This is a genomic window from Azospirillum sp. UENF 312511 (assembly GCF_058780635.1).
The window spans coordinates 322,701-345,884 of record NZ_JBSNCG010000004.1; the positions used below are offsets into that span (position 1 = coordinate 322,701).

At 69.4% G+C, this 23,184-nt stretch carries 18 protein-coding genes and 1 pseudogene; 8 read left to right on the forward strand and 11 right to left on the reverse strand.

Annotation, left to right across the window (positions count from 1 at the left end; genetic code table 11):
• Positions 1–68: 68 nt before the first annotated feature.
• From ACWPN7_RS26895 to ACWPN7_RS26905, 3 genes are read right to left on the reverse strand one after another with little or no spacing between them, the layout of a single operon-like run.
• Positions 69–1,022 carry a substrate-binding domain-containing protein gene (locus tag ACWPN7_RS26895; RefSeq protein ID WP_040137702.1) on the reverse strand — a complete coding sequence of 318 codons (954 nt, stop codon included), beginning with the start codon at positions 1,020–1,022 and terminating at the stop codon, positions 69–71.
• Positions 1,023–1,049: 27 nt separating this feature from the next.
• Positions 1,050–2,054 carry an ABC transporter permease gene (locus ACWPN7_RS26900; protein ID WP_454019923.1) on the reverse strand — a complete coding sequence of 335 codons (1,005 nt, stop codon included), beginning with the start codon at positions 2,052–2,054 and terminating at the stop codon, positions 1,050–1,052.
• Complete coding sequence (locus ACWPN7_RS26905; protein WP_349619233.1) at positions 2,032–3,591, reverse strand: sugar ABC transporter ATP-binding protein; 1,560 nt, start codon at positions 3,589–3,591, stop codon at positions 2,032–2,034. Before ACWPN7_RS26905 ends, ACWPN7_RS26900 begins: the two co-directional genes overlap by 23 nt.
• 189 nt (positions 3,592–3,780) lie before the next feature.
• Here ACWPN7_RS26905 and ACWPN7_RS26910 point away from each other — a divergent pair, with 189 nt between their 5' ends.
• Complete coding sequence (locus ACWPN7_RS26910) at positions 3,781–4,959, forward strand: ROK family protein (RefSeq protein WP_451996504.1); 1,179 nt, start codon at positions 3,781–3,783, stop codon at positions 4,957–4,959.
• 112 nt (positions 4,960–5,071) lie between these two features.
• Here the strand turns inward: ACWPN7_RS26910 and ACWPN7_RS26915 are convergent, their stop codons facing one another.
• The 8 genes and pseudogenes from ACWPN7_RS26915 to ACWPN7_RS26950 all read right to left on the reverse strand — a co-directional run bounded on the left by ACWPN7_RS26915 (position 5,072) and on the right by ACWPN7_RS26950 (position 15,088).
• A complete protein-coding gene (locus tag ACWPN7_RS26915) occupies positions 5,072–5,374 on the reverse strand; it encodes a PAAR domain-containing protein (RefSeq protein ID WP_040137700.1) in 303 nt (100 codons plus the stop codon).
• The gene (tagF, locus tag ACWPN7_RS26920) at positions 5,371–6,615 is read right to left on the reverse strand and encodes a type VI secretion system-associated protein TagF (RefSeq protein WP_492273515.1); all 1,245 of its coding nucleotides are present in this window, start codon (positions 6,613–6,615) and stop codon (positions 5,371–5,373) included. Before tagF ends, ACWPN7_RS26915 begins: the two co-directional genes overlap by 4 nt.
• Positions 6,597–7,352, reverse strand: a complete 756-nt coding sequence (locus tag ACWPN7_RS26925) for a type VI secretion IcmF C-terminal domain-containing protein (protein WP_492273531.1) — start codon at positions 7,350–7,352, stop codon at positions 6,597–6,599. The genes tagF and ACWPN7_RS26925 overlap by 19 nt, the downstream gene beginning before the upstream one ends.
• A 378-nt stretch (positions 7,353–7,730) precedes the next feature.
• Positions 7,731–10,160: pseudogene (tssM, locus tag ACWPN7_RS26930) on the reverse strand (type VI secretion system membrane subunit TssM); the annotation flags it as partial.
• 70 nt (positions 10,161–10,230) lie between these two features.
• Complete coding sequence (gene icmH, locus ACWPN7_RS26935) at positions 10,231–11,805, reverse strand: type IVB secretion system protein IcmH/DotU (RefSeq protein WP_407824736.1); 1,575 nt, start codon at positions 11,803–11,805, stop codon at positions 10,231–10,233.
• Between the two features lie 6 nt (positions 11,806–11,811).
• Positions 11,812–13,146, reverse strand: coding sequence for a type VI secretion system baseplate subunit TssK (tssK, locus tag ACWPN7_RS26940; RefSeq protein ID WP_103039389.1), 1,335 nt, complete (start codon positions 13,144–13,146; stop codon positions 11,812–11,814).
• Between the two features lie 44 nt (positions 13,147–13,190).
• Positions 13,191–14,459 (reverse strand): type VI secretion system-associated FHA domain protein TagH, encoded by a 1,269-nt coding sequence (gene tagH / locus ACWPN7_RS26945; protein ID WP_459196239.1) that lies wholly within the window; start codon positions 14,457–14,459, stop codon positions 13,191–13,193.
• Positions 14,456–15,088, reverse strand: coding sequence for a DUF6931 family protein (locus tag ACWPN7_RS26950; RefSeq protein WP_459196240.1), 633 nt, complete (start codon positions 15,086–15,088; stop codon positions 14,456–14,458). The genes tagH and ACWPN7_RS26950 overlap by 4 nt, the downstream gene beginning before the upstream one ends.
• Before the next feature lie 319 nt (positions 15,089–15,407).
• Between ACWPN7_RS26950 and tssB the strand changes: the two genes are divergently transcribed.
• From tssB to ACWPN7_RS26985, 7 genes are read left to right on the forward strand one after another with little or no spacing between them, the layout of a single operon-like run.
• Positions 15,408–15,941, forward strand: a complete 534-nt coding sequence (gene tssB / locus ACWPN7_RS26955) for a type VI secretion system contractile sheath small subunit (RefSeq protein ID WP_103039386.1) — start codon at positions 15,408–15,410, stop codon at positions 15,939–15,941.
• Complete coding sequence (gene tssC, locus ACWPN7_RS26960; protein WP_201043561.1) at positions 15,938–17,443, forward strand: type VI secretion system contractile sheath large subunit; 1,506 nt, start codon at positions 15,938–15,940, stop codon at positions 17,441–17,443. Before tssB ends, tssC (ACWPN7_RS26960) begins: the two co-directional genes overlap by 4 nt.
• Positions 17,444–17,446: 3 nt before the next feature.
• On the forward strand, positions 17,447–18,847 hold the full coding sequence (gene tssC / locus ACWPN7_RS26965) for a type VI secretion system contractile sheath large subunit (RefSeq protein WP_459196241.1): 1,401 nt from the start codon (positions 17,447–17,449) through the stop codon (positions 18,845–18,847).
• A 42-nt stretch (positions 18,848–18,889) separates the two neighbouring features.
• Positions 18,890–19,390, forward strand: a complete 501-nt coding sequence (gene tssE, locus ACWPN7_RS26970) for a type VI secretion system baseplate subunit TssE (RefSeq protein ID WP_040137693.1) — start codon at positions 18,890–18,892, stop codon at positions 19,388–19,390.
• Positions 19,387–21,198, forward strand: coding sequence for a type VI secretion system baseplate subunit TssF (tssF, locus tag ACWPN7_RS26975; RefSeq protein ID WP_459196242.1), 1,812 nt, complete (start codon positions 19,387–19,389; stop codon positions 21,196–21,198). Before tssE ends, tssF begins: the two co-directional genes overlap by 4 nt.
• Entirely contained in the window at positions 21,162–22,178 is a 1,017-nt protein-coding gene (gene tssG / locus ACWPN7_RS26980; RefSeq protein ID WP_459196243.1) for a type VI secretion system baseplate subunit TssG, read from the forward strand. Before tssF ends, tssG begins: the two co-directional genes overlap by 37 nt.
• A gap of 20 nt (positions 22,179–22,198) precedes the next feature.
• Positions 22,199–22,609 carry a hypothetical protein gene (locus ACWPN7_RS26985; protein ID WP_459196244.1) on the forward strand — a complete coding sequence of 137 codons (411 nt, stop codon included), beginning with the start codon at positions 22,199–22,201 and terminating at the stop codon, positions 22,607–22,609.
• The last annotated feature ends 575 nt before the right edge of the window (positions 22,610–23,184 follow it).

The window sequence follows — 23,184 nt, forward strand, 5'->3', positions numbered from 1 at the left end:
TCCATGAGTGTGTTGGTGCCCCCTCCACCGCCAAAGGCGGGGGAGGGCCAGGGAGGGGGCAGAGGTTCTTAGAACGGCGAGTCCGGGTAGTAGTATTTCGCGGCGTTCTCCGGGGTCACCAGCGTCGCCTCGATGATGTATTCCTTCTGGATCGGCGCCTTCTCCACCAGATGCTTGGCGGTGATCTCCATGGCTTCGGCGATCATCGCGGGCGGGTAGAGGACGTCGGCGGGGACCAGCACGTCCTTGTCCATGACGCGCTTGATCATGTCCTTCATGCCGGCGCCGCCCAGGATGAACATCTCCTTCTCGCGGCCGGCCTGCTTGACGGCCTCGATGACGCCGAGCGCGATGTCGTCGTCCTGCGCCCACACCGCGTCGATCTTCGGGAAGCGGGACAGGAAGTCCTGCATCACCTTGAAGCCGTCATCGCGGTTCCAGTTGGCGTACTGCATCCCCAGCACCTTGATCTGGGTGCCCTCGATCTCCTTCATGAAGGCATCGACGCGCTGGTTGTCGATCACGGTCGGGATGCCGCGCAGCACCACGATGTCGCCCTTGCCGCCCATCTTCTCCTTCATGAACCGGGCGGAGACCTCGCCCATCTGCGGGTTGTTGCCGGCGACGTAGAGATCCTGGATCGACGGGTCGGTCAGGCCGCGGTCCACCACCGTGACGAACTTGCCGGCCTGCTTGACGGCGCGCACGGGGTCGGTCATCGGCGCGGATTCGAAGGGCAGGATGACCAGCGCGTCGATCCGCTGCACCGAGACCAGATCCTCCAGGTCGTTGGCCTGACGGCCGACGTCGCGGGCGGTGACGATCACCACGTCGAGGTTCGGGTACTGCTTCTCAAGCCGCTTCTCGGCCTGCTGGGCGTGCCAGTTGAGGCCGCCGGCCCAGCCGTGCGTCGCGGCGGGGATGGACACGCCCATCTTGATCTTCTGCTGCGCCCAGCTGGCGACCGGCGCCACCATCAGGCCCGCGGCCAGCGCCGCGGCCAGACCGAAACGGAACGTCATGGTCGATTCCTCCCTCTTCGTGTTTTTTCAGCGACGCGCCACGGTCCCCCGTTGCAGGAGCACTGCGACGATGATGATCACCCCCTGGATGGTGCCGTTCAGGTAGACGCTGATGGCGCCGGTCAGGTTGAGGATGTTGTCGATCAGCGTGAGCATGACGGCGCCCACCACCGTTCCCCAGATGCGGCCGTAACCGCCCTTCAGCATGGTGCCGCCGATGATGACGGCGGCGATGGCCTCCAGCTCCCACAGCAGGCCCGTGGTGGCCGAGGCCGAGCCCAGCCGCGGCACGTAGATCACCACCGCGATGGCGACGCAGATGCCCTGGAGCACGAAGGCCAGCAGCTTGACCCGGTCCACGTTGATCGCCGAATAGCGCGCCACGTCCTCGCTGGAGCCGATGGCGGCGCAGTAGCGGCCGAAGCGCGTGCGGTACATGATCAGCGCGCCGATCAGCGCCACCACCGCGAAGGCCAGGATCGGGTAGGAGATGCCGAAGACGCCGCCGTAATAGACGGGCCGGTAGATCGTGCGGATCTCCGAATTCAACGACAGCGTGCCGCCGTCGGCGATGTAGGTGACCAGGGATCGGAAGATGCCCATGGTCCCCAGCGTGACGATGAACGCCTCCATTCTCCCCTTGGTCACCAGCAGCCCGTTGACCAGCCCCGCCGCCAACCCAAGCCCCAGCGCCACCAGGACGCCGACCAGGATGACTGGCAGTCCGGCGCCCATGGAGCCGACCAGCGCGTTCATCACCACGATCATCACGCCTGACGCGAAGGCGGCCAGCGAGCCGACCGACAGGTCGATCCCGCCGGCGGTGATGACGAAGGTGGCCCCCACCGCGATGATGCCGATGAAGGCGGTGCGGGTCAGCACGTTGCCGATGTTGCCGGGGCTGAGGAACACCGGGTTGACGATGGTGCCCAGCACGATCAGCGCCGCCAGCGCCAGGAACGGCCCGTAGAGTTTCAGATCGAAGCCGGAGGAGGGCTTCCGCGCGGCCTCAGGCATGACCGACGGCGTCATGCGCGTCTCCTTTTGGTGTGAAGCCTTTCAGGTCATCGACCGGGCGGCCTTTCAGGCCGGTGGCGTAGCGGACGATCTCGCCCTCCTCGACGTCGGCCCCCTCCAGGATGCCGGTCACCACGCCGGAGCGCATGACCACCACCCGGTGCGACAGCCCGATGATCTCGGGCATTTCCGAGGAGATCAAAATCACCGACCCGCCCCGATGGGCGAACTCGTGCAGGAACCGGTAGATCTGCTGCTTGGTCCCGATGTCGATGCCGCGCGTCGGCTCGTCGACGATCAGGATCTCCGGATCGACCTGCATGGTCTTGGCGAGCAGCAGCTTCTGCTGGTTGCCGCCGCTCAGGCTGCCGACCGGCACGTCCAGCGTCCGGACGCGGATGTCGAACTCCGTCACCGCGCGCTCCAGCGCCGCGGCCTCCCGCCGCTCGTCGACGAAGACCCGGCCGTAGCGGTCCAGCGCCAGCAGCGTCAGGTTCGGCTGCAAACCTTTGGCCAGCAGCAGGCCCTTGCCCTTGCGGTCCTCGGTCAGGTAGGCGATGCCGGCTGCCACCGCGTCCTCCAGGCGGCGGACGCGCAGCGGCTCCCCGTTGCGGGACAGCGTGCCGGCGGTGCGGCGGCGCAGGCCGAGCAGTCCTTCCGCCAGCTCCGTCCGTCCGGCGCCGATCAGCCCGGCGAAGCCCAAAATCTCGCCGCGGCGCAGGTCGAAGCCGGCGCCCCGCACCCAGCCGGGAACGTCGATCCCCCGCGCCTCCAGCACCACGGGCGCGTCCGGCGCCGGCGGCGTCTTGGCCGGAAACAGGTCGCTGATCGCCCGCCCGACCATCAGCTGGGCGATGCCGTCCTCCGTCAATTCGGCGGTCGGGCGGGTGGCGATGTGGTGGCCGTCGCGCAGAACGGTCACCCGGTCGGTGATGGCGCGCACCTCGTCCAGCTTGTGGGAGGTGTAGACGATCCCCACCCCCTGGGCGCGCAGCCGGCGGATCAGGCCGAACAGCACGGCGGACTCGGTGCCGGTCAGCACCGCCGTGGGCTCGTCCATGATGAGGACGCGGACCTCGCGCGACATCGCCTTGGCGATCTCGACCATCTGCCGCTCCGACACGGCGAGGTCGCGCACCCGCGCGCGGGGGTCCACCGGGCATTCCAGCTCGGCCAGGACGGCGCGTGACCGCTCGCGCATGGCGCGCTTGTCGAGGAACGGGCCGCGCCGCAGCTCGCGCCCGAGAAAGATGTTTTCCTCGACCGTCAGGTGTTCGGCGAGGTTGAATTCCTGGTGGATCAGCACGACGCCCACCGCCTCGGCGGTGCCGATGCCGGAAAAGTTCATCGGGCGCCCATCCACGCGCACGGCGCCCGAGGTCGGCTGGTGAAAGCCGGACAGAATCTTCATCAGCGTCGATTTGCCGGCCCCGTTCTCGCCGACCAGGGCGTGCACCTCACCGCGCTGGACGGTGAAATCCACCCCATGGAGGACCTCGACGGGCCCAAAGCTCTTCGTGACGCCGAACGCTGCCAAAAGCGGCTCGGCCATGGGGTCGCCCCCTCCCTGGATTGCGGCTTCTCATGTGGCCGCGAATTAGATAGACGGTCTAACAAATGGAAGCGTATGATTCGAATCAGCCCGCGTCAAGCCATGTCGGGGCGACATTCCCCACCTTTTCGGTGTATGCCCCGCCCGGCGCCCAACGATTGCCGCCGGACGCGCGAGACAGGAATCCGCATGCTGCCAAGGGTCAACTCGGCCGCGATCCGCCGCCTCAACATGGTCCGCGTCTTCCACGCGCTGCGGGAGAACCCGAGCTGCGCGCAGCGCGACCTCAGCCGGCTGACCGGCCTGGACAAGGCGACGACCTCGGCCATCGTGGCGCAGATGATCGAGGACGGGCTGGTCGAGCGGAGCGAGGCGCCGCGCGCCCGCCGCATCGGGCGGCCGGAAACCGCGCTCGGCATCGCCCCGTCGGCCGGGCTGCTGGTGGGCGCCCGGCTGGAGCCGGGAACGATCCGCATCGTCTCCACCACGCTGGCCGGCACGGTGGTGGAGCAGTCGCAGATCGCCGGCAGCACCGACCTCGCCGCGGCGCTGCGCCACCTGCACGAGGGGATCGACGCGGTCGTCGCGGCGAGCCGGCCGGAGGGCGGAGCGGCAGCGCCGCCCTTGCGCGGCATCGGCGTCGGCATTCCGGCGCTGATGGACCGCGAGGGCCGGCTCGTGCTCGCGCCCAACCTGGGCTGGCGCGACACGCCGATCCGCCCGCTGCTGGAGGAGGCGCTGGGCGCGCCGGTCCATGTCGACAACGACACCAAGGCCGCCGCCATGGCCGAGCGGCTGTTCGGCGCCTGCCGGGGGGTGGAGGACTTCGTCTATCTGACCGGCCATTCGGGCGTCGGCGGCGGGCTGTTCCTCGGCGGACGGCTGTACCGCGGCGCGCAGGGCTTCGCCGGGGAGATCGGGCATCTGACCGTCGTGCCGGGCGGGCGCCCCTGCGGGTGCGGCAAGCGGGGGTGCCTGGAAACCTACGTCTCCGAAACCTCGATCCTCGCCCAGGCCGGCGAGCGTGGGCGAGCACTGCCCGACCTCTGGGCCGCCGCCACCGCGGCGCGCAACGGCGATCCGGTCGTGCGGACGTTGCTGGAAGAGGCGGGTTCACACCTCGGTTGCGCGCTGTCGCATCTGGTCAATCTGGCGAATCCGGGCCTGGTGGTGCTGGGTGGCAACCTGTCGATCGTCGCGGAGTTCATTCTTCCGGCGCTGAACGCCGCCCTCGACGAGCACGCGCTGGAACCGTTGCGCCGCGACCTGCGGCTTGTGGTCTCCCCACTCGGCCCGGACGCCGTTCCCATGGGGGGCATCGCGCTGGCAATGGATGGCTTCCTGTCGGTGCCGAGTCCGATCCTGTAGGTGTCTCGTGTGTCGGCACCAAGCAGCGATGCACACCCCGTTGCGGCTGCGCCCATGGACCGCTGGTCCCGTGGCGGTTGACGTTGCCCTCGGTCCTGCTGCAATCGGTTGCTCAGCCTCCGATCAGCACGGTTGGAAGCCCGACCATGATCGTACCGCCGTGCAGCGTCGGGTCGGTCATCCGTGCTTGCGGGCTGCCGCCGACCAGGACCGTGGCGCTGCCCCCGGCGATGGTGTCCGGTGGGCCGACGCAGACCGCGAGATCGCCCACACGCGCGGCGGGCAGGCCGCCGATCAGGACGTTGACCGCGCCGGGGCCGACGATCGGTCCGCCCACATGCGGAACCGGCACCACCGCCGGGGTTGCCATGGGGCACAGGTGCATGTCGGTGCAGCGCGCGGCGGGCTTGGTCATGGTGAGGCAACCTCCACCGCGACGACGGTGATGTTGTCGGGGGCACCAATCTCCCGCACGATGCCGACCAAGTGCGCAGGAAGACGGTCTACGGGCTGGCTTGCGGCGATCCGGCCGATGTCCGCGTCGGGCAGAACCTTGGTCAATCCGTCGCTGCACAGAAGGAACAGGTCGCCAGGGGCCAATTCGCCCTGGATGACGTCCAGGAACAGGGTGTCCGCCGCGCCGACGGCGCGGGTGACTTCGTTCCCGCGAGGGTGGTGCGCGGCATCGCACGAGGCGAGGTCGCCGGCTTCGACCATGGCTTGGACGACGCTGTGGTCGGTCGTGAGCTGCTCCAGCACTCCGGCCCTCAGCCGATAAAGCCGGCTGTCGCCGGCCCAGACGGCGGCGAAATGCCGCCCGAACACCAGCAGGGCCACCAGGGTGCAGGCCATCGCCGTGGGCGCCTCGTGCAACTCCGCATTGGCCGAACGCAGGATGCGGCCGACGTCGTGGAGGAGGGTTTGCGCCGATGTGGCGGGGGCGAGGGCGCCCAGCCGGCCGATCACCAGCCGGCTCGCCCGATCTCCGGCGTCCAGCCCCCCCAGCCCATCGGCGACGGCCCAGAGACCCAGATCCGGGCGGTCGAGCATGGCATCCTCGTTCCGCGTTCGGACGGTTCCGGGATCGGTCGCGGCGGCGGAGCGGATGGGAAACAGAACGGCCCCTCCGGTGAGCATGGCGACAAAGGCCTGTGAGTCCGGGAGCCCGGTGTGGACCGTGGGCGGATGATCCGCAATCCACCACCAGGACCGGCCCGCTTCGGCCATGTGTGGCGCCGATGGAAGGTTCGTCAGGGCGGCGGCCAGCTCCTCCGGCTCTCCGCCCCGGTCCAGGACATCGAGCAGCATGGCCTCGGCATGGTCGAACCAGCCGCTGCCTGCGCCATCGCTCGATACGGCCACCAGGGTCAGAGGGAACGCGCGCCCGGCGTTGTCGATGCTCGGAACGAGGAGACCGCACAGGGCTTGGGGGCCGGCCACGTCCGGACCCAGGGCGAAACGCCAGACGGGAGCGGCCGCGAAGACACGCCCCCAGCGCTCCTCCGGACCCCCGTCCAGCCAACACCGGCTGTCCGCGACGACCCGTGACAGCCAACCGTCCCACACCTCCCGAAAGCCCGGCGGCAGGGACCGCGCCACGAAATCTCCACGCGCCGGCAGTTTTCCGAAAAAGCCGCTCAAAGGTTCGGAGGGCATTGGAACTGCTCCATGTCGGGCAGTGAGAAGGGATTGACGATGCTGCTCGCGCGCAGCTCGAACGAAGCCGACATGCCGCCGCCGGCGAAGGTGACGATGGCGCGGTCGGGTCCGCGCGGCTCGAACCGCGCTTCGCGGAACAGGCGGAAGACCGACCAGGGGCCGCTGGCGCTGCGGGCCTGAACCTTGTTCGGGGTGTCGGTGGTGCCGCCGGCAACGAAGGTCACGGCGGAAACGTTGGTGCTGATCGGCATCGGCCATTGCACCGTAACGCCCCGGTTGACGCCGGCCTGGAACGTGACGAGCTGCCCTTCCAGATCGATCTCCACCGTCTCGATCCGCGGATCGATGGTGCGTGGCGTGAGCGTGAACTTGACGTCCGGGCGGGGGCTGCCCGTGGCGAAGAAGGCTTCGCGGATGGTGGCGGCGCGGCGGAACTGCTCCAGCACCGGTTCGGACAGGTCCAGGTCCATGCCGCCGATGCGCTGCCAACGCCAGGGCTGGCGCGTGGTGTCCACGTACGGCTTCAGGTTCGCGTTGAAGAAGCTGTCGATCAGGCCGCTCGGCGCGAACAGACGGGCGAAATCGTCCACCGCCGCCTCGTTCCGGCTGCTTGGTTGCAGCGGATAGCGTCCCTTGACCGCGCGCTCGCAGAAAGGCACCACGGAGGCTTGCCAGACCGTGTTGATCTGCGTGCGCAAACTGCCCAGCGCCGCGACCGACGTCTGCTGCCCCATGCCGCCGATCCAGCTTCGCAGCGGCTCCGGCAGGGTCGCGGCGGTGGCGGCGAGTTGCTGGCCGAGGCGCACGGCGGCGGCCTTGTCGCCCTCTCCCTGGCCCGGCAGGCCGGCCACGCGGCTCACCTGCTGGTAGAGGCCGTCGAGGGAGGCCAGCACCTGGTCCAGGCCCGCCGGTCCGCCGCTGCGTCCGAAGGCGAGATCGCGCAAGGTCTGGAAGCGGTCGCTGACCGGTTGGCCGGGCTTGCCGCCCGTTTTCAACCCGAACTGTTCCGCCAGCCCGGCGAGCCGTTGCCCGGCCTGCGTCTGGCCGGCGGCCTGCTGGGCGGCATCGACGGGGTTGGCCGCCGGGGGCGCCGTGGCCAGATCCGTCTCGCGCGCCACGGCCTGGACCAGCGTGCGGACGGGGGACATCGGACCGGCCGCGGCGTTCAGAACGGTCGCGGCCTCGTCCACGCTGCGGAACCGCGCCAGCGACAGGTCGGCCAGCAACCCGTCCCAGTTCCGGGCGAACTCGTTGTAATAGAGGGTCAGCACCTCGCCCTAAATCCGCGCGACGCCGTCACGGCCGGCGGCCGCGGTCTGTGGCCCCAGCGTCTGCGGTCCCAGCACCCAGGCGTCCCCGGCGATGCGCTCCGCAACGCCCCCGAGATTGGGCAGGAACGCCTCGTGGAAGCCCTTGTGGGTGAACAGGCCGGGCATTCCCGCGGTCAACGGCTGGTTGGACTGGCGGATGAAGACCTGTGCGCCGGCCGGGCCCGCATGGTCGATGACGCGCCATTCCGGAGGCGCCTTCTCCTCGGCGGCACGGCGGACGATGCGGTAGGCCCGCGCGGATGGAGACTCGCGCAGCAGCGTGGCGCGGACCTGGGCCACCAGCGGCTCGTCCAGAGGAAGGGCCATTGGCGGCTTCGCCAGAAGAGTGTCGAGGTGGGCCGCCAGCCGTGACCGCACGGATTCGCTGTCGGTGCCCCGGTAGGTGGCGGCCCAGTCGAGCGCCATCCACTCCTTGACCAGCGCCGCATCCAGCGTCGGCCCGTCCTTCCGCCCGACCCCGCCGAGCATCAGATACGCCTTCAATCCCTCATAGAGCAGGTCCGGGCGGTCCATGGCGCCGCGCAAACGGTACTCCATCAACAGAAGCAGGTGCGGGTAGAAGAGATGGTCGAGCGCACGGTGATACGCCTCGTCCGCGGCGGGGGACAGCTTGTCGCCCTGGTGCAGGCCGAAGCGCATGGACACGGGGGTCGGCCCCGCCATCCCCTCCGTCCCGACGGTGAGTCCGCGCAACCGGTCGAGTATGTCGAGGATGAGGTCCTGCTCGCCCAGCATCGGCGGATTGCCGTCCGAGTTGCCGAGAAGCGCCCTGGTCTTGTCGAGTTCCGCTTCCACACGCTCGGCCAGGGACGTGTTCCGCTGGTAGCTGAGAGCCGATGCGCCGATGCCGGCCAGCGTCACCAGGGCCGCCGCCGCCCAAGCGCCGCGACGGACCCGGCGGTTCCGCTTCTCCACCCGCGGATCGCGCCCGACGAGGCCGGCTTCGCCGAACACGACCTCGCGCAGCAAGCGCGTCAGGAAGAAACTCCGCCCGCTCGGACCGGCGCCGGCCGGGGCCGGGGCGGTCAGTCCGAACGTGCCGGCCATGGCCGCCATGAGGCGGTCGATGGGCGCGCCGGTCTGCGTCGCGCTGGTGAAATAGACGCCGCGCAGCATCAGCCTGGGCTCGTACCGGGACGGCTGGAAGACGGCGGTCAGGAAGTCCGCGACCGGTTCCTTCAGCGACGCGAACTGCGCCGGGAAACCGAACACCAGGTTGCGGCGCTCGGCGAGCGATTCGGCGTTCAGGCGCTCCAGCACGCGTGTCTGCAGGCGCTCCGTCAGGGCGTCGAGGTCGGCGGGCAGGCGATCCAGCGGGCCCGCCTCCTCCAAGGGCAGGGTGACGCCCCACACCTGCTCCCGCTCGTCCTTGCCGAGATCGGCGAAGAACTCGGTGAATCCGACGACGAGGTCGAGCTTGGTGAACAGCACATAGACGGGGAGCCGCACGCCAAGCCGCTCATACAGCTGGTTCAGGCGCTGGCGGACGGCGGCGGCGTGGGCGTTGCGGACCGCGGGGCTCGCGGCGCCGAGTTCCGCCAGGCTGATGGCGACCAGGGCGCCGTTGACGGGCTGGCGGGGGCGGGTGCGTTTCAGCAGGTCGAGAAATCCGAGCCATGCGCCCGCGTCGACCGCCGCGTGGCTGTCCTGGGTGGTGTAGCGGCCGGCGGTGTCCAGCAGGACGGCCTCGTCCGCGAACCACCAGTCGCAGTTGCGGGTGCCCCCGACTCCGCGAACCGACGCCGACCCGTTGTCGGCGGCGAGCGGAAAGCGCAGGCCGGCGTTCAGCAGGGCTGTCGTTTTCCCCGACCCCGGCGGACCGATCAGCACGTACCAGGGAAGGTCGTAGATCGCGCCGGCGCCCTTGCCGTTGCGGCGCAGCCGGTCGAGAGCGTCGTTCAGCCGCTCCTGAAGCGTGGCGATCTCGTCCGCGGTGGCGACGGCCGGCTCGTCCGGGGAGAGCGCGGCGATGCCCTGGACCATCGCCGCCGCGCGCCGCCGCTTGCGCAGGACGGAGAGGGCGAGCGCCGCCGCCCAGGCGAGCAGCGCGACCAGGATGACCGCCAGCCGCACCGCGTCGTCCTCGAACGGGCGCGCGTCGCCAACGCCGATCAGCGGTCCGGCAAACCACAGGAGCGCGCCCAGCAGGGCCACCCCGAGCAGGGAGAAGAACCATCGGGAGCGCAACGCGGAGGCAAGGCGGCCCATCATCCGTGACCCTTTGCAATGCCGCACCCCGCCGCTGGGGAATGGGTGGGGGCGTGGTTCAGCGGTCCGCGGTTCATCGGTTTGCCACGGCAGGCGGGCTTTCAGCCCGAATGAGGATGTCCGTGCGGCGGTTCTCTTCGCGGCCTTCGGCGTCGTTGTTGGACGCGACGGGCTCCAGATCGGCCTTGCCGTCCGCGGACAGGCGGGCGGGGGCTGACATCAGCCTTGCCAGATGGTCGCGCACCGCTTCGGCCCGCGCCTTGGACAGGTGCCAGTTGGACGGAAAACGGACCGTGCGGATCGGAACGTTGTCGGTGTGGCCGACCACCTGGACCAAGCCCGGTTCCCCCTCCAGCGCCTGTCCAATGCGGTCCAGCAACGCATAGGTCTGCTTTTCGACCGAGGCGCTGCCGGAGCGGAACATGCTGCCCGCGCGCATGCGGATCACCAGCCCGTCCGGCGCGTCGTGCAGGCTTACCAGCCCTTGCCGGACTTCGGGTTCCAGGAAGCCGCGGATCTGGGCGAAGGGGGGAGGCGGCGCGGGAGCGGCGATCCTCTGCGATGGCCGCGGAGCAGGATCGGCGGGGCGCTCGGCCGGTGGCGCGGGGACGCTGGCCTGAGAGGCCGCCGTCGGGCGGCTGAGTTGCGGGGGCGAGCGCGGCGGCAGCCGCACCAGCTCGGCCAAGGTCCGGTCGGTGCGGTCGTTGAGCGCGAAGGAAAAGCCGACATGCGCGGCCAGCAGCAGGGCGGCGGCACCCACCCCGATCACCCACAGGGGCACGCCCGTGGAGGTCGTGCGGTGGGGCATTGCGACCCCGCGCCAACGGCTGGACAGATCGCGCTCGCCGGTCCCGCGCAGTTCCGCGATGGACCGGTAGACGGTGTCGCGGGTGCGCGCCAGCTCCGACTGGCCGCGCGGCGACAGGCGGTATTGCCCCTCGAACCCGAGGGACAGGCACAGGTACAGCAATTCCAGAAGGTCGCGGTTGGCCGCCGGTTGGCGCATCAGGGGTTCCAGCAGCCGGTAGAAGCGTTCGCCGCCGGTCACCTCGTTGTGGAAGCTGCTGACCATGCTGGCGGCGGCCCAGGGGCTGCGGTTGCCCCAGGGGGTGTTCAGCACGATGTCGTCGATGGTCGCGCAGAGCGCGTAATGCGCCGTCCGCACCGTCTCCCGCGGGGTTCCCTGAGCCGTCGCACGGCCTTCGAAGTCCCGGAGCGCGGCGACGGTCTGGGCGCGCACCTGCTCGATCGGCACGGACATGCTGGCCGTGCGCAGGCGGGAGACGAGGCCCAGGAGCGGAGCCGCGGCGGCGGCCAGCGGGTTGACGCCGGTGTGGGGCAGCGCGATGGCCTCGCCGCCCGGCGAAGCGACCGGAGCGCGCCCCTGTTCGGCAGCGGCGTGCAGCCGCCCCCGGAAGCCGCCCTGGGAGCCGCCGGATGGGCCGCCGGACGCGCCGGGCGGGGCCGCGCCCGGTTGCGGGCCGGTCGGCGGGGACAGGGTGGGGTCCGACGGCGGTGGAGGGGCGGCCGTGGGGGACCCGGCACGGCGCGGCGATGCCCCGCCGGTGTTGAGGCCGGTGTTGAGGTTGACGGGATTGAAGATCGTCTTGTCGGCGTCCTCGATGCCGAAGGGATCGTCTTCGTTCATCGCGCATTATCCTCTGATGGCCCACAGCTCCATGACGATCTGCGGGAACTCGCCGGAGAGGTGGATGGCCAGCCCTCCGGACGTGCCGAGCTGCCTCCACATCGCCCCGCCGCGGTCGAGCGCGAAGTAGACCGATCCGGCGTTGAAGGGGATTTGCCGTGGCGCCACGGGCAAGGGGTCCGTGCCGATGCCGGGCAGTGCGCTCATCACCAGATCGCGGATCAGCTCCACCGGGCCGATCTTCACCTGAAGGGGAAAGTTGCGGCGCAACTGCTCGGTCGGCATGTCGGCCCGCACGGCCAGGACGAAGCTCGCCGCGTCGATCAGGCTGCGGTCGGGAATGGCGGCCACGCGGATGCCGTAGCGGCGGTCCTGCAGCGGAATGGGGATGGCGGTCTGTTCCAGGACGGCGCTCAGCAGCCGGCGCAATTCGGCGACCACCGGCTGGAAGCTCATCTGAAGGTCGTCGTGGCGGTATGGCTCGAACTTCGGCGGACGGCGGCCCCGGTCGTTGAAGGTGGCCAGCTCCCCGGCCATCTGCACGAAGAGGCTGTACAGGCCCTCCGGGTGCAGGCGCGCTTGCGCATCGTGGTGGGCAAGCAACGGGCCGTAGCGGTTGCACAGCTGCAGCATCAGGAAGTCGGCGACCTCCGCCGCGCCCCCCGCGCCGGCCTGCCCCAGCCGGTTGGCCAGCACCTCCGCGCGCTGGCCGATCAGCCCGTGCATCTCGGCCAGGAAGCCGGTCAGTTGCGGGGCCGCGGCGCAGACCAGGCTTGGCGGGATGTAGTGCCGGTCGAGCACGATGCCGCGACCGGCCGGCACCTCCACGATGCGCGCGACGCCGATGCAGGCGTAGCCGGAGCGCTCCTCGTTCGCCAACATCAGGCGCAGGCGCAACTGGCCGACCTGGAGCTGGGCGATCGCGTTGGACGCGGCGACGGCGTCCTTCGCCTCGAACGGCGTGGCCGCGTAGCGGGTGATCGCCTCTTCGTGCGGCGGCAGGGCGACGTCGGCGCGCCCGGGGGAGCGCAGGGGCAGGGCGATGTACACGACGGCGTTGCGAACGGACTCCGCCGGCTCGATCGGCGTCGGCAAGGGCGCCTGTTCGGGCAGCTGGAAGGGCGTCCCGTCGGGCAGAACCCCCCGGGCGCGGCGCAGCGCCAGCTTTCCGGTGCCCAGGAGATCGCGGTCGATCTCCAACTCCGTGACGCCCCAGCCATACGCGCATAACGCATTCGTCCGCGCGTCCACCAGCGCTTCGACGTAGCGGTCGAACTGCTGGAAGTGCTGGGCGCGCAGGAACATGCCCTCCGACCAGACGATCTTGTTGTCCCAGACCATGGGCGGCGACCTTTCCGTCTTTCGTCCCCGCGCGTCCGTCGGCCTCAGCGTCGTTCGGACGTTTTGGTGTGCGTCACGTAGGCGCGTCCGAACGCCCGCCCGAAGGAACCGAGAAGATCCTCCTCAAGCCCGGCAAGGACGCGCTTGTAGTGACGTTCGTAATGGTCCCAGCACTGGGCCTTGCGCGCTCCGGGCAGCAGGTGGGTGATTCCGCCGCCGGACTCCGCCGCCTGCGCCACGGCTTCGGGATCGAACTCCTTGACGAGCGCCGTGACCGCCTTCTGCACGGCGGCCATCATGGCCATCTCGTGCGAGCGCAGGTCGTCCAGCGCCTGCCGCATGGCGTCGTCCGGCGGCATGTACCCGCGGCCGGTGGGGCGCACCATGCGGGCCAGGGCCTCGTCCGGGTCGGGGACGAACTTCAGGGGGTTGTTGTCCACCGCCTGGATCATCGTGTGATCGACGTTGAAGGTGGCCTTCACCGTGGCCCGGCTGCGCAGAAGCTGGGTGAGGCCCAGCACCCCCGTCCGGTAGACCGTGGCGACGGTGCGGATCGTGGCGGCGCGTTCCGCTGGGCTCAGGGGACCGAGGTCTATGCCCAGCCCGTCCAGAAAAGCCTCCCACAGCGGATCGTCCTTCGCATCCGGCGTTCCGCCCGCCGCGGCCGGCGGAACGGTGCCCGGGACCGGCGGGGCCGGCCGGGGCGGCTCCGCAACGGACGTTGCGGGTGGGTGTGGAGCGGCGGCGTCTTCGTCTTCGTCCCAGTCGGGCGGAATGAAGGACGATGCCGATAGCGCCGCATCGGCGGTGGGGTCCGGCATGCGGAAGCAACTGGTCTCCGGCGGGGCATGGTCGGGTTGGGGCCAGCCGCCCGGCTTCGCCGACGGGGCCGTCCGGCCGAAGGGCCGCGGGTCCTCGAAGGGATCCGGTGCCGGGGGCAAGGCCGGTGCTTGTGCCGGGATTGCCGCCGGGGCTCCTGCGGGGATCATCGCGATGCTGACCACGACGTCGTAAGTGCCGACGCGCAGCAGGTCGCCGTCCTGAAGCACCGCGCTGTTGCGGTTGCCCAGAGGTTTCGAGCCGTTGTTGATGTACACCCCGTTGGTGCTGGTGTCGGTCAGGATCCAGTCGGGTCCGTCGCGTTCGATGATGCAGTGGCATTTCGAAACATGGCGGTCCGGATCGGGAAGCACCCACGAGTTGCCGGGTTTGCGGCCGATGGTGAACGGCAGGCCATCCGGCTGCGCCGACGGACAATCCATGTCGGCCGACTGATGGCTGACGACCTGGAGCGTGACGCGGGACAACGTCATCGGGCGTCTCCTTCCCCGGCGCCGCCCGCTCCGGACCCGCTCAAGGTTTCGGTCAGGCGGCCGTTGCCCCCCGCGGCGATGTCCAGGCCGCTGTCCAGAAAGGCCGCCAGCCGTTGGTTCCCCTGTTCGGGCTGCCGGGTCACCGCCGCCAGGATCACCGCCGCGGCGACGGCCTTGCCCGCCAGCCCGTCCGGGGCCGGGACATCGGGCGCGCCGGGGGGCGCCATGCTGCCGCCGGACCAGAAGGCGCCGACGGCGGCCCAACTGGCCGCGTGCTGGAAGTCGGTCGCCTGGGCGCTGGCGTAGGCAGCGCGGCGGTTGGCGTCGCTGGGCTGGAACACCCACGCGCGGGCGGCCTCCAGGGCGGACAGGACCGGCTCCGGCGCGTCGGGGGGCAGGGTGGCCCTTATGCAGACGCAGGCCCACCAGACCGCCTCCCGCGGCGGCAGGGCGTGGGCCAGAACCCGCACCGCGTCGGCGCGCCGGCCGGCGCCGATCAGCGCCGCAAGATAATCGGTCGGCGATTGGTCCGGGGCAAGCAGAAGCCGGGCCGCGTCATCGAGCGTGCAGAGATCCGCCACGTCACGGGCCTGCCGCTGACGAATCTTCCTCAGGGGTGCGGCGGTCATCCCCATGCCTGCTCCTGCTCGATCTTCTGCCGTGATGATCGTCGAGTAGCAGTATTCCCGAACGAAACCGGCGTTTCTATTGTCAGACGGTGTTAAGCCGCGAATGTGCCAATAACTCGTTAGTGCTGATTACCCCTTAGACGCACTTTGACGAGTCGATTATCGAAGACACAATTGGCGGTCCTTTTTAAGGTTTGTAGACGTATGGCCGATCGGTAAACAAATAGGCGAAATTTCTCAATAATGGCGCGGACGCGGCGGTGCTGCGGATCGAACCCGATCCGGCCGTCCATTCGAATGAACTCTCCTGGGAGGACTCATGGACAGCGTTCACGACAAGCTATCGCGCGTCCGCAAGCCGCGCGTCCACATCAGCTATCAGGTCGAGACGGAAGGGGCGGAGGTCGAACGCGAACTGCCCTTCGTCGTCGGCGTCCTGGGCGATTTCTCCGGAAATCCGGCGCAACCGCCCAAGCCGCTCAGCGAACGGCGCTTTTCCGAGATCGACCGCGACAGCTTCGACAAGGTCATGGCGGCGATGACGCCCGGCGTGAAGATGCGTGTGCCCAACACCTTGCGGGATGACGGAAGCGAGATGGCGGTCGAGCTGAACTTCCGCTCGATGGAGGATTTCGAGCCGGCCCGCATCGTCGAACAGGTGCAGGCGCTGAGGGCGCTGCTGGAGACGCGCAACCGGCTGCGCGACCTGCTGTCCAAGGCCGACCGTTCGGAGAACCTGGAGGAACTGCTCGACCACATCCTGCAGGACAACGCCGAGTTGCGCCGTCTGTCCGGGGAACTGGGCATTCCCGGCGGTGACCAACAGACAGGCGGAGAAGGAGAGCGGGGATGAGCAACCTGACCCAAGCCGGCGCGGAGCCCGGCGGCGCTCCCGTTCCCACCACCGCCCCGGCGATGCCCAGTCTGCTCGACCAAGCGATCCAGGCGACGCGGCAGACCGAACCCGACCGGACCCAGGCGCTTCTGTCCACCCTGACGGAGGAAGCGCTGAAGGGCACCGTTGTCTACGACCGCAACCTGACGGTCACGCTGAACAAGGCCATCGACGCCATCGACGCGACGATCTCGCGGCAGCTTGCCGCCATCATGCACCATCCGGACTTCCTGAAGCTGGAGGGAAGCTGGCGTGGCCTGAACCATCTGGTGAAGAACAGCGAGACGGGCACGTCGCTCAAGATCCGCGTGATGCACATCACCAAGCGCGAGCTGTTCAAGGACCTGGACCGCGCCGTCGAGTTCGACCAGAGCACCACCTTCAAGAAGCTCTACGAGAACGAGTTCGGCATGTCCGGCGGGCAGCCCTACGGCGCGCTGATCGGCGACTATGAGTTCACCAACCATCCGGAGGACATCCAGCTCCTGTCCTCCATGTCCAACGTGGCGGCGGCGTCCTTCGCTCCCTTCGTGACGGCCGCGGGCCCGAAGCTGTTCGGGTTCGAGGATTACCGCGACCTCGCCAAGCCGCGCGACCTCGCCAAGATCTTCGACTCGGTCGAATACGCGAAGTGGAGGGCCTTCCGGGAGTCGGAGGACTCGCGCTTCGTCGTCCTGACCATGCCGCGCGTGCTGGCGCGCCTGCCCTACGGGGCGGAGACCCGGCCCGTGGAGGAGTTCAAGTACGAGGAGGCGCCCGGCGACGCCGCGGGGCAGCCGCAGCCGATGGAGCACGGCAATTACTGCTGGATGAACACCGCCTATGTGATGGGGACCAAGCTGACCGACGCCTTCGCCAAGACGGGCTTCTGCACCACCATCCGCGGGGCGGAGAACGGCGGGCGGGTGGACGGGCTGCCCGTGCACCAGTTCGTGACCGACGAAGGCGACCGGGACATGAAGTGCCCGACCGAGATCGCCATCACCGACCGGCGCGAGGCGGAGCTGTCCAAGCTGGGCTTCCTGCCGCTGTGCCACTACAAGAACACCGAATACGCCGTCTTCTTCGGCGGGCAGACAGCCCAGAAGCCCAAGCAGTACGACCGTCCGGAGGCGACCGCCAACGCCGCCATCTCCGCCCGGCTGCCCTACGTCATGGCGACCTCCCGCTTCGCCCATTACCTGAAGGTCATGGCGCGGGACAAGATCGGGTCCTTCATGGAGGCCACCGACTGCGAGGACTGGCTGAACCGCTGGATCATGAACTACGTCAACGCCAACCCGGATTCGAGCGCCGAGATGCGGGCCAAATACCCGTTGCGCGACGCGCGGGTGGAGGTGAAGGAGATTCCCGGAAAGCCCGGCTCCTACAACGCGGTGGCGTGGTTGCGGCCGTGGCTGCAGATGGAAGAGCTGAACGCCTCCATGCGTCTGGTCGCCCGCGTGCCCAAGCGGTCGTAAGGGATGGACGATGCGTGCGGCGGCCTGGAGGTCGCACCGACTCCCATCGCACCGCCCCGCGACCGGGATCGCCTCCGCGCCGAGGTGGACCGGCTGATCGCGGCCATCGACGAGGCGTTGACGGACCAAGTCAACGCCATTCTGCACCACCCGCGCTTTCAAAGACTGGAGGCCGGGTGGCGCAGCCTGCATCTGCTGGTGCAGGCCGCGGCCGGGGTGGAGGGTGCCAAGATCCGCGTCCTTCCCGTCTCCTGGGCGGAGGTCTGCCGCGATCTGGAGCGCGCGGCCGATTTTGACCAGAGCGTGCTGTTCGCCCGCATCTATTCCGACGAGTTCGGCATGCCGGGCGGCGAGCCCTACGGCCTGCTGATCGGCGATTACGAGGTGCAGAATCGGTTCGGTCCCGGCCACGCCAGCGACGACGTGGCGGCGCTGGGCGGTCTGTCGGCCATCACGGCGGCGGCCTTCGCGCCCATGATCCTGGGCTGCGCGCCGGCCACGCTCGGGGTTGAGCGCTTCTCGGACCTGACGCCCAACACGGATCTCTCGTCGGTCTTCCAGGGGGCGGAACACGCGCGCTTTGCCCGGTTCCAGGCGCAGGAGGACGCGCGCTTCCTCGGCCTCGCCCTGCCGCGCGTGCTGGTGCGGGCGCCCTACGCCGACGATGGCACGCGCTGCGACGGCTTCCGTTTCCGGGAAAACGCGGAGGCCCCGGACGGGCGGGAACTGTTGTGGGGCAACGCGGCCTTCGCCTTCGGCGCGGTCGTGCTGCGCGCCTTCGCCAACCATGGCTGGCTCGCCGACATCCGCGGGGCGCGGCTGGACGAGTTGGCCGGCGGGCTGGTCACCCATCTGCCGCGCGCCGACTTCGCGACCGACCGCCGGGGCGTGGCGGTGCGGGCGCCGCTGGAGATCGGTTTGACGGAACGGCAGGAACGGGCGCTCAGCGAACAGGGGCTGCTGCCGCTGGCGCGGGCGCGCGAGACGCCTTATTGCGTGTTCAACAGCTGCCAGTCTGTGCAGCAGCCGGCTGGCCACCTGAACGATGCGGCGGGGGCGAACGCCCGGCTTTCGGCGCTGCTGTCGGCGATGCTCTGCGTCAGCCGCTTCGCCCATTTCATCAAGGTGCTGGCGCGGGACCGTGTCGGCAGCGTTTCCACCCCGGAACAGTGCCAGGCGTGGATCGAGGATTGGCTGCGTGGCTATGTCATGGGGAACGACGACGCCTCGGTCGAGATGAAGGCGCGCTACCCGCTGCGCGACGGGCGCGTGCAGGTCGTCGAACCGCCCGGCCGCCCCGGCCATTTCGAATGCATCATCCACTTGCAGCCGCATTTCCAGTTCGAACAGGCGGTGGCGAGCTTCCGCCTGACCACCCGCGTCGCCGCGCGCGCCGGATCTTAAAAGGGCCAGATCATAAAAGGGATGAATCCCGATGGAGGCGTCATGAGCATCGTCGACCGTGGATTGCTGCCCTCCGTGCTCGACCGGCTTCTGGAACCGGCGCCCAAGCCCGGCCAGCCCGACCCCAAGGCGCGTGGGCAGAGCATCCGCGAGCTGCGCGCCAGCCTCAGCCGCGATCTGGAAGCCCTGCTGAACGCGCGCCGCCGCTGCCTCGGCTGGCCGACGGAGTTCGAGGAGCTGGAGGCGTCGCTGCTGGCCTACGGCCTGCCGGACATGGGCGGCACCGATCTGGCGGTCGCGGAGGCGCAGGAAGCCTTCTGCCGCGCCATGGAGCAGACCATCCGGCTGATGGAGCCGCGCTACGTCTCGGTGCGGGTGGAGCTGCTGTCGAAGACCGACCCGCTGGACCCGACCTTGCGATTCCGCATCAACGCGCTGGTGTATGCGGAGCCGACGCCGGAGCCGCTGGTGCTCGACTCCGTGTTCGATCCCGCCACGCGGCGCCACAAGATCGGGCGGAACCAGACTGGGAAAGGCGCATGAGCGACGATCTCATCGCCTACTACAATCAGGAACTCGTCCATCTGCGGCGCTCCGCGGCGGAGTTCGCCAAGGCGCATCCCGTCCAGGCCGGCCGGCTGCGCCTGACCGGCGACGCGGTGGAGGACCCGCACGTCGCCCGGCTGATGGAGGCCTTCGCCTACCTCGCCGCACGGGTCCGGCTGAAGCTGGACGACGACTTTCCGCAACTGACCGAGGCGCTGTTGGGGGTGCTGTACCCGCACTATCTGGCACCGCTCCCCTCGGCCGCCGTGGTGCGCTTCACCAGCGTGCCGGACCTGATCGAGCCCGCGGTTCTGCCGGTCGGCAGCGCGCTGAACAGCGAAGCGGTGGAGGGCGAGGTCTGCACCTTCCGAACCTGCTGCCCGGTGACGTTGTGGCCGGTGGCGCTGGAGTCCGCCGTGCTCGCCGGACGGCCGATCGCGGCTCCGGAGAATCCGTGGGCGCGCGGCGCGGTGTCGGTGCTGCGGCTGACCTTCCGCACGCTGATGCCGGAGACGCCGTTTTCGTCGCTGGCGCCCGACCGCCTGCGCCTGTTCCTGCGCGGCGCGCCGGAGCGGGTGTTTCCGCTCTACGACCTGATGGCCGGCCATGTGCTCTCCATCGCGGTGGCGGAGGACGCGTCCGATCCGGCGCCGGTCATCCTGGGTCCGGAAGCGGTCCGGCCGGTGGGCTTCGACCCCGACGAGGCCATGCTGCCGGCCGACCCGCGCACGGCCCCCGGCTACCGCCTGCTGACCAAGTACTTCGCCTATCCGGAGAGCTTCCAGTTCTTCGACCTGACCGGCCTGGCCGAGCGGGCGCGGCGGACGAAGGGGACCACGCTGTCGGTCTTCCTCTATCTGGACAAGGCGCGGCCGGAGTTGGAACGGGCGGTCAGTGTGGAGAACTTCGCGCTCGGCTGCACGCCGGTGATCAACCTGTTCTCCCAGAAGGCGGAGCCGATCCCGCTGACCCACCGGCAGACCGAATACCGCGTCGTGCCCGACGCGCGCCGGCCGCGCGGGACAGAGGTCTACGGCATCGACCGCGTCACCGCCGCCGCCCCGGACGGCCGGCGCACGGAGTTCCTGCCCTTCTACGGAACCCGCCACGCGGGCGCGCCCGAGGGGCGGTTCTGGCATGCGACGCGCCGCGCGGCCGGGCCGGTGAATCCCGGCAGCGAGCTGTACGTGTCGCTGGTGGACCTGGGGTTCGACCCCGCGGCACCGGCCGGGCATGTGCTGTCGCTGGACCTGACCTGCCTGAACCGGGATCTGCCGGGCAAGCTGCCCTTCGGCGGCGGAAATCCGCGCCTGACACCCGTCCAGGGCATGGCCGCGGTGGACAGCATCGACTGCCTGACGCCGCCGTCGCGCACCCTGCGGCCGTCGGAGCTGGGGCAGAACCGCTGGCGGCTGATCTCCCACCTCAGCCTCAACCACCTGTCGCTGACGGGTGAGGGGGCGGCGGAGCATCTGCGCGAGATCCTGGCGCTGTACGACCTGCGCCGCACGCCGGAGACTGCCGCCATCATCGACGGCATCGTGGGGCTCGGCGCCCGGCCCGCCGCGGCGCGGGCGCCGCAGGGGGGCCTGCTGGCGCTGTGCCGGGGCGTGGACGTGGCGTTGGACCTGGACCCGGCGCGCTATTCGGGGACGTCCATGCTGCTGTTCGCGGCGGTGCTGGAACGGTTCCTGGCGCTGCACGCGGCGATCAACAGCTTCACGCGCCTGACCCTGCGCGCGAAGGACCATGGGGGAGTGCTGAAGCAATGGCCGGCGCGCGCGGGCGAGCGGATTCTCCTGTAACCGACGAGCTGGAGGCGGAGCCCTGGCGCTTCGACTTCGTCCAGGCGGTGCGCCTGCTGGAAGCGGCGGCGCGCGCCGTCGGGCGCGACCGGCGGGTGATGGACGGCGACCACCTGCGCGCGGAGGACGCGGTGCGCTTCCGCAGCCTCGACACGCTGGTCTATCCCGCCGCGGAAGTACCGCGCGTGGACCGGCATGAGGACGGCGTGGACATGGCCGTGTCGGTGCTGGGCCTGACGGGACCGCTCGGCGTGCTGCCGCAGCACTACACGGCCTTTGTCCACGAATGCCGCCGCTCGCACAACCCGGCGCTGGCCGACTTCCTCGACATCTTCCACCACCGCATCCTGTCGCTGTTCGCGCGGGCGGCCGGCAAATACCACCTCGGGCTGTCCGTAGAGCGCGCCGCCACGGCGGAGGAGCCGGACCCGATCACCGCCGTTCTGCAAGCCCTGGTTGGCGTGCAGGGCATGGCGCCCCCGCTGGCGCCGACGCTGGTGCATTACGCCGGCCACCTGTCGCAGCGTCGCGCCTCCGCCGCCGCCCTGGAGGCGATGCTGTCCGGCGACCTCGGCCTGCCCGTGCGCATCGAACAATTCCAGGGCGCGTGGCTGACGTTGCCGGAGACGGAGCAGTCCCGCCTGGGCGAGGCCTTCTGCACGCTGGGTGTGGATGCCATGGCCGGCGAACGCGCCTGGGACGTGCAGAGCCGGTTCCGCGTGGTGATCGGGCCGGTGTCGTATACGGATTTTGACTCGCTGCTGCCCGGCGGCGCGCGGCTGGAGCGCGTAGCCGCCCTGACCCGCTTCCAGGTGGGCGAGGCGCTGAACTTCGACGTGCAGCTTATCCTGAAGCGCGATGAGGTGCCGGAGTGCCGGTTGGCGGAGGCCGGCGCCTTTCAGCCAAGGCTCGGGTGGAACATGTGGCTGAAGGGCGGGGAGTTCGAGGCGGACGCCGGAGACGCGGTGTTCGCGCGCTGATGTCTTGCTGGGAGGGTGGAATGTCTCTTGACGCCAGGGCGAATGACACCGTCGCCAAAATCGTTGCCGAGATCACCGGAAAGCGTGTGACGCCGGAGGTTCTGGAGATCGTCCGGGACGAGGTGATGGCGTATATGGGGAAGGTGCCGACGGCGGATCTGCGGCGTGAAGGCCCGAAGCATTTCGTCCGGAGGGTCGTTGCATCCGGTGGCTTTGTTGGAATGCTATACAGCATCGGGAAGAGGGTCAGCGATCATGAGCAAAAGATGCAGGCGGCGCAGCCGATGAAAAGCTCGCTCGGTTATGTTGATTTGGCGATTGCCGTGGTGGTGGTCGCATTTATCCTGCATTTCTTCTATGACGATTTTGCAAAAATCTGGAAGGAAAAGGTCGAGGAACTCAAGGAAGCGATGCAGGGCATACGGCCATAACAGGCACGCCGTCCGCTGCGGTGGCTGTGCGGTGCATGCGTATCTCTGATTGGGCCTTGCTGGGCGGATTGTGCAGACCCGTTGTCGTGCACAATGAGGAAAATCCTGGATTTTCTGTTTGGTGACAGCGTGTTGACGGTGTTTGTACGTGTGCTGCCGTTGTGCAGCCGATGCACAACGATTCGTGTGCGTGGTAATTGGCTTCATGCATCCGGTGCAAGGCGTGCACCGTCATGCATCACTCCATCAGGGTGGCTTCGGTCGGGAGCTTCGCGGTAATGATGGGGCCGACCCTGGGCATGGTTCGGCCGATGGCGGGAGCAGAGTAGCGAAGCCGCGGAAACGAAGCAAGAACGACGACTTTCCGGCTCAGGGCAACCGGGGCCGGTCAACCGCCCGAGCCGATGAGGCGCCTGTTGCTTCTCCTCCCCGGTGCTCGGAGCCGTCCGCGAAGGGGATGAGCGCCGAAGGCGGACCTGCCCTGCCGGGCGGAACGCCCCCTCACCCACCCCTCTCTCAGGGGGGAGAGGGCTTTCCCGCCTCATGTCACGTCAGACGTTAACCTGACGTCGGTG

Bases quoted from the DNA above. Each gene is read 5' to 3' on its own strand.
- ACWPN7_RS26895 (WP_040137702.1), bottom strand. From the start codon at position 1,022: ATGACGTTCCGTTTCGGTCTGGCCGCGGCGCTGGCCGCGGGCCTGATG.
- ACWPN7_RS26900 (WP_454019923.1), bottom strand. From the start codon at position 2,054: ATGACGCCGTCGGTCATGCCTGAGGCCGCGCGGAAGCCCTCCTCCGGC.
- ACWPN7_RS26905 (WP_349619233.1), bottom strand. From the start codon at position 3,591: ATGGCCGAGCCGCTTTTGGCAGCGTTCGGCGTCACGAAGAGCTTTGGG.
- ACWPN7_RS26910 (WP_451996504.1), top strand. From the start codon at position 3,781: ATGCTGCCAAGGGTCAACTCGGCCGCGATCCGCCGCCTCAACATGGTC.
- ACWPN7_RS26915 (WP_040137700.1), bottom strand. From the start codon at position 5,374: ATGACCAAGCCCGCCGCGCGCTGCACCGACATGCACCTGTGCCCCATG.
- tagF (WP_492273515.1), bottom strand. From the start codon at position 6,615: ATGCCCTCCGAACCTTTGAGCGGCTTTTTCGGAAAACTGCCGGCGCGT.
- ACWPN7_RS26925 (WP_492273531.1), bottom strand. From the start codon at position 7,352: ATGGGGCAGCAGACGTCGGTCGCGGCGCTGGGCAGTTTGCGCACGCAG.
- icmH (WP_407824736.1), bottom strand. From the start codon at position 11,805: ATGAACGAAGACGATCCCTTCGGCATCGAGGACGCCGACAAGACGATC.
- tssK (WP_103039389.1), bottom strand. From the start codon at position 13,146: ATGGTCTGGGACAACAAGATCGTCTGGTCGGAGGGCATGTTCCTGCGC.
- tagH (WP_459196239.1), bottom strand. From the start codon at position 14,459: ATGACGTTGTCCCGCGTCACGCTCCAGGTCGTCAGCCATCAGTCGGCC.
- ACWPN7_RS26950 (WP_459196240.1), bottom strand. From the start codon at position 15,088: ATGACCGCCGCACCCCTGAGGAAGATTCGTCAGCGGCAGGCCCGTGAC.
- tssB (WP_103039386.1), top strand. From the start codon at position 15,408: ATGGACAGCGTTCACGACAAGCTATCGCGCGTCCGCAAGCCGCGCGTC.
- tssC (WP_201043561.1), top strand. From the start codon at position 15,938: ATGAGCAACCTGACCCAAGCCGGCGCGGAGCCCGGCGGCGCTCCCGTT.
- tssC (WP_459196241.1), top strand. From the start codon at position 17,447: ATGGACGATGCGTGCGGCGGCCTGGAGGTCGCACCGACTCCCATCGCA.
- tssE (WP_040137693.1), top strand. From the start codon at position 18,890: ATGAGCATCGTCGACCGTGGATTGCTGCCCTCCGTGCTCGACCGGCTT.
- tssF (WP_459196242.1), top strand. From the start codon at position 19,387: ATGAGCGACGATCTCATCGCCTACTACAATCAGGAACTCGTCCATCTG.
- tssG (WP_459196243.1), top strand. From the start codon at position 21,162: ATGGCCGGCGCGCGCGGGCGAGCGGATTCTCCTGTAACCGACGAGCTG.
- ACWPN7_RS26985 (WP_459196244.1), top strand. From the start codon at position 22,199: ATGTCTCTTGACGCCAGGGCGAATGACACCGTCGCCAAAATCGTTGCC.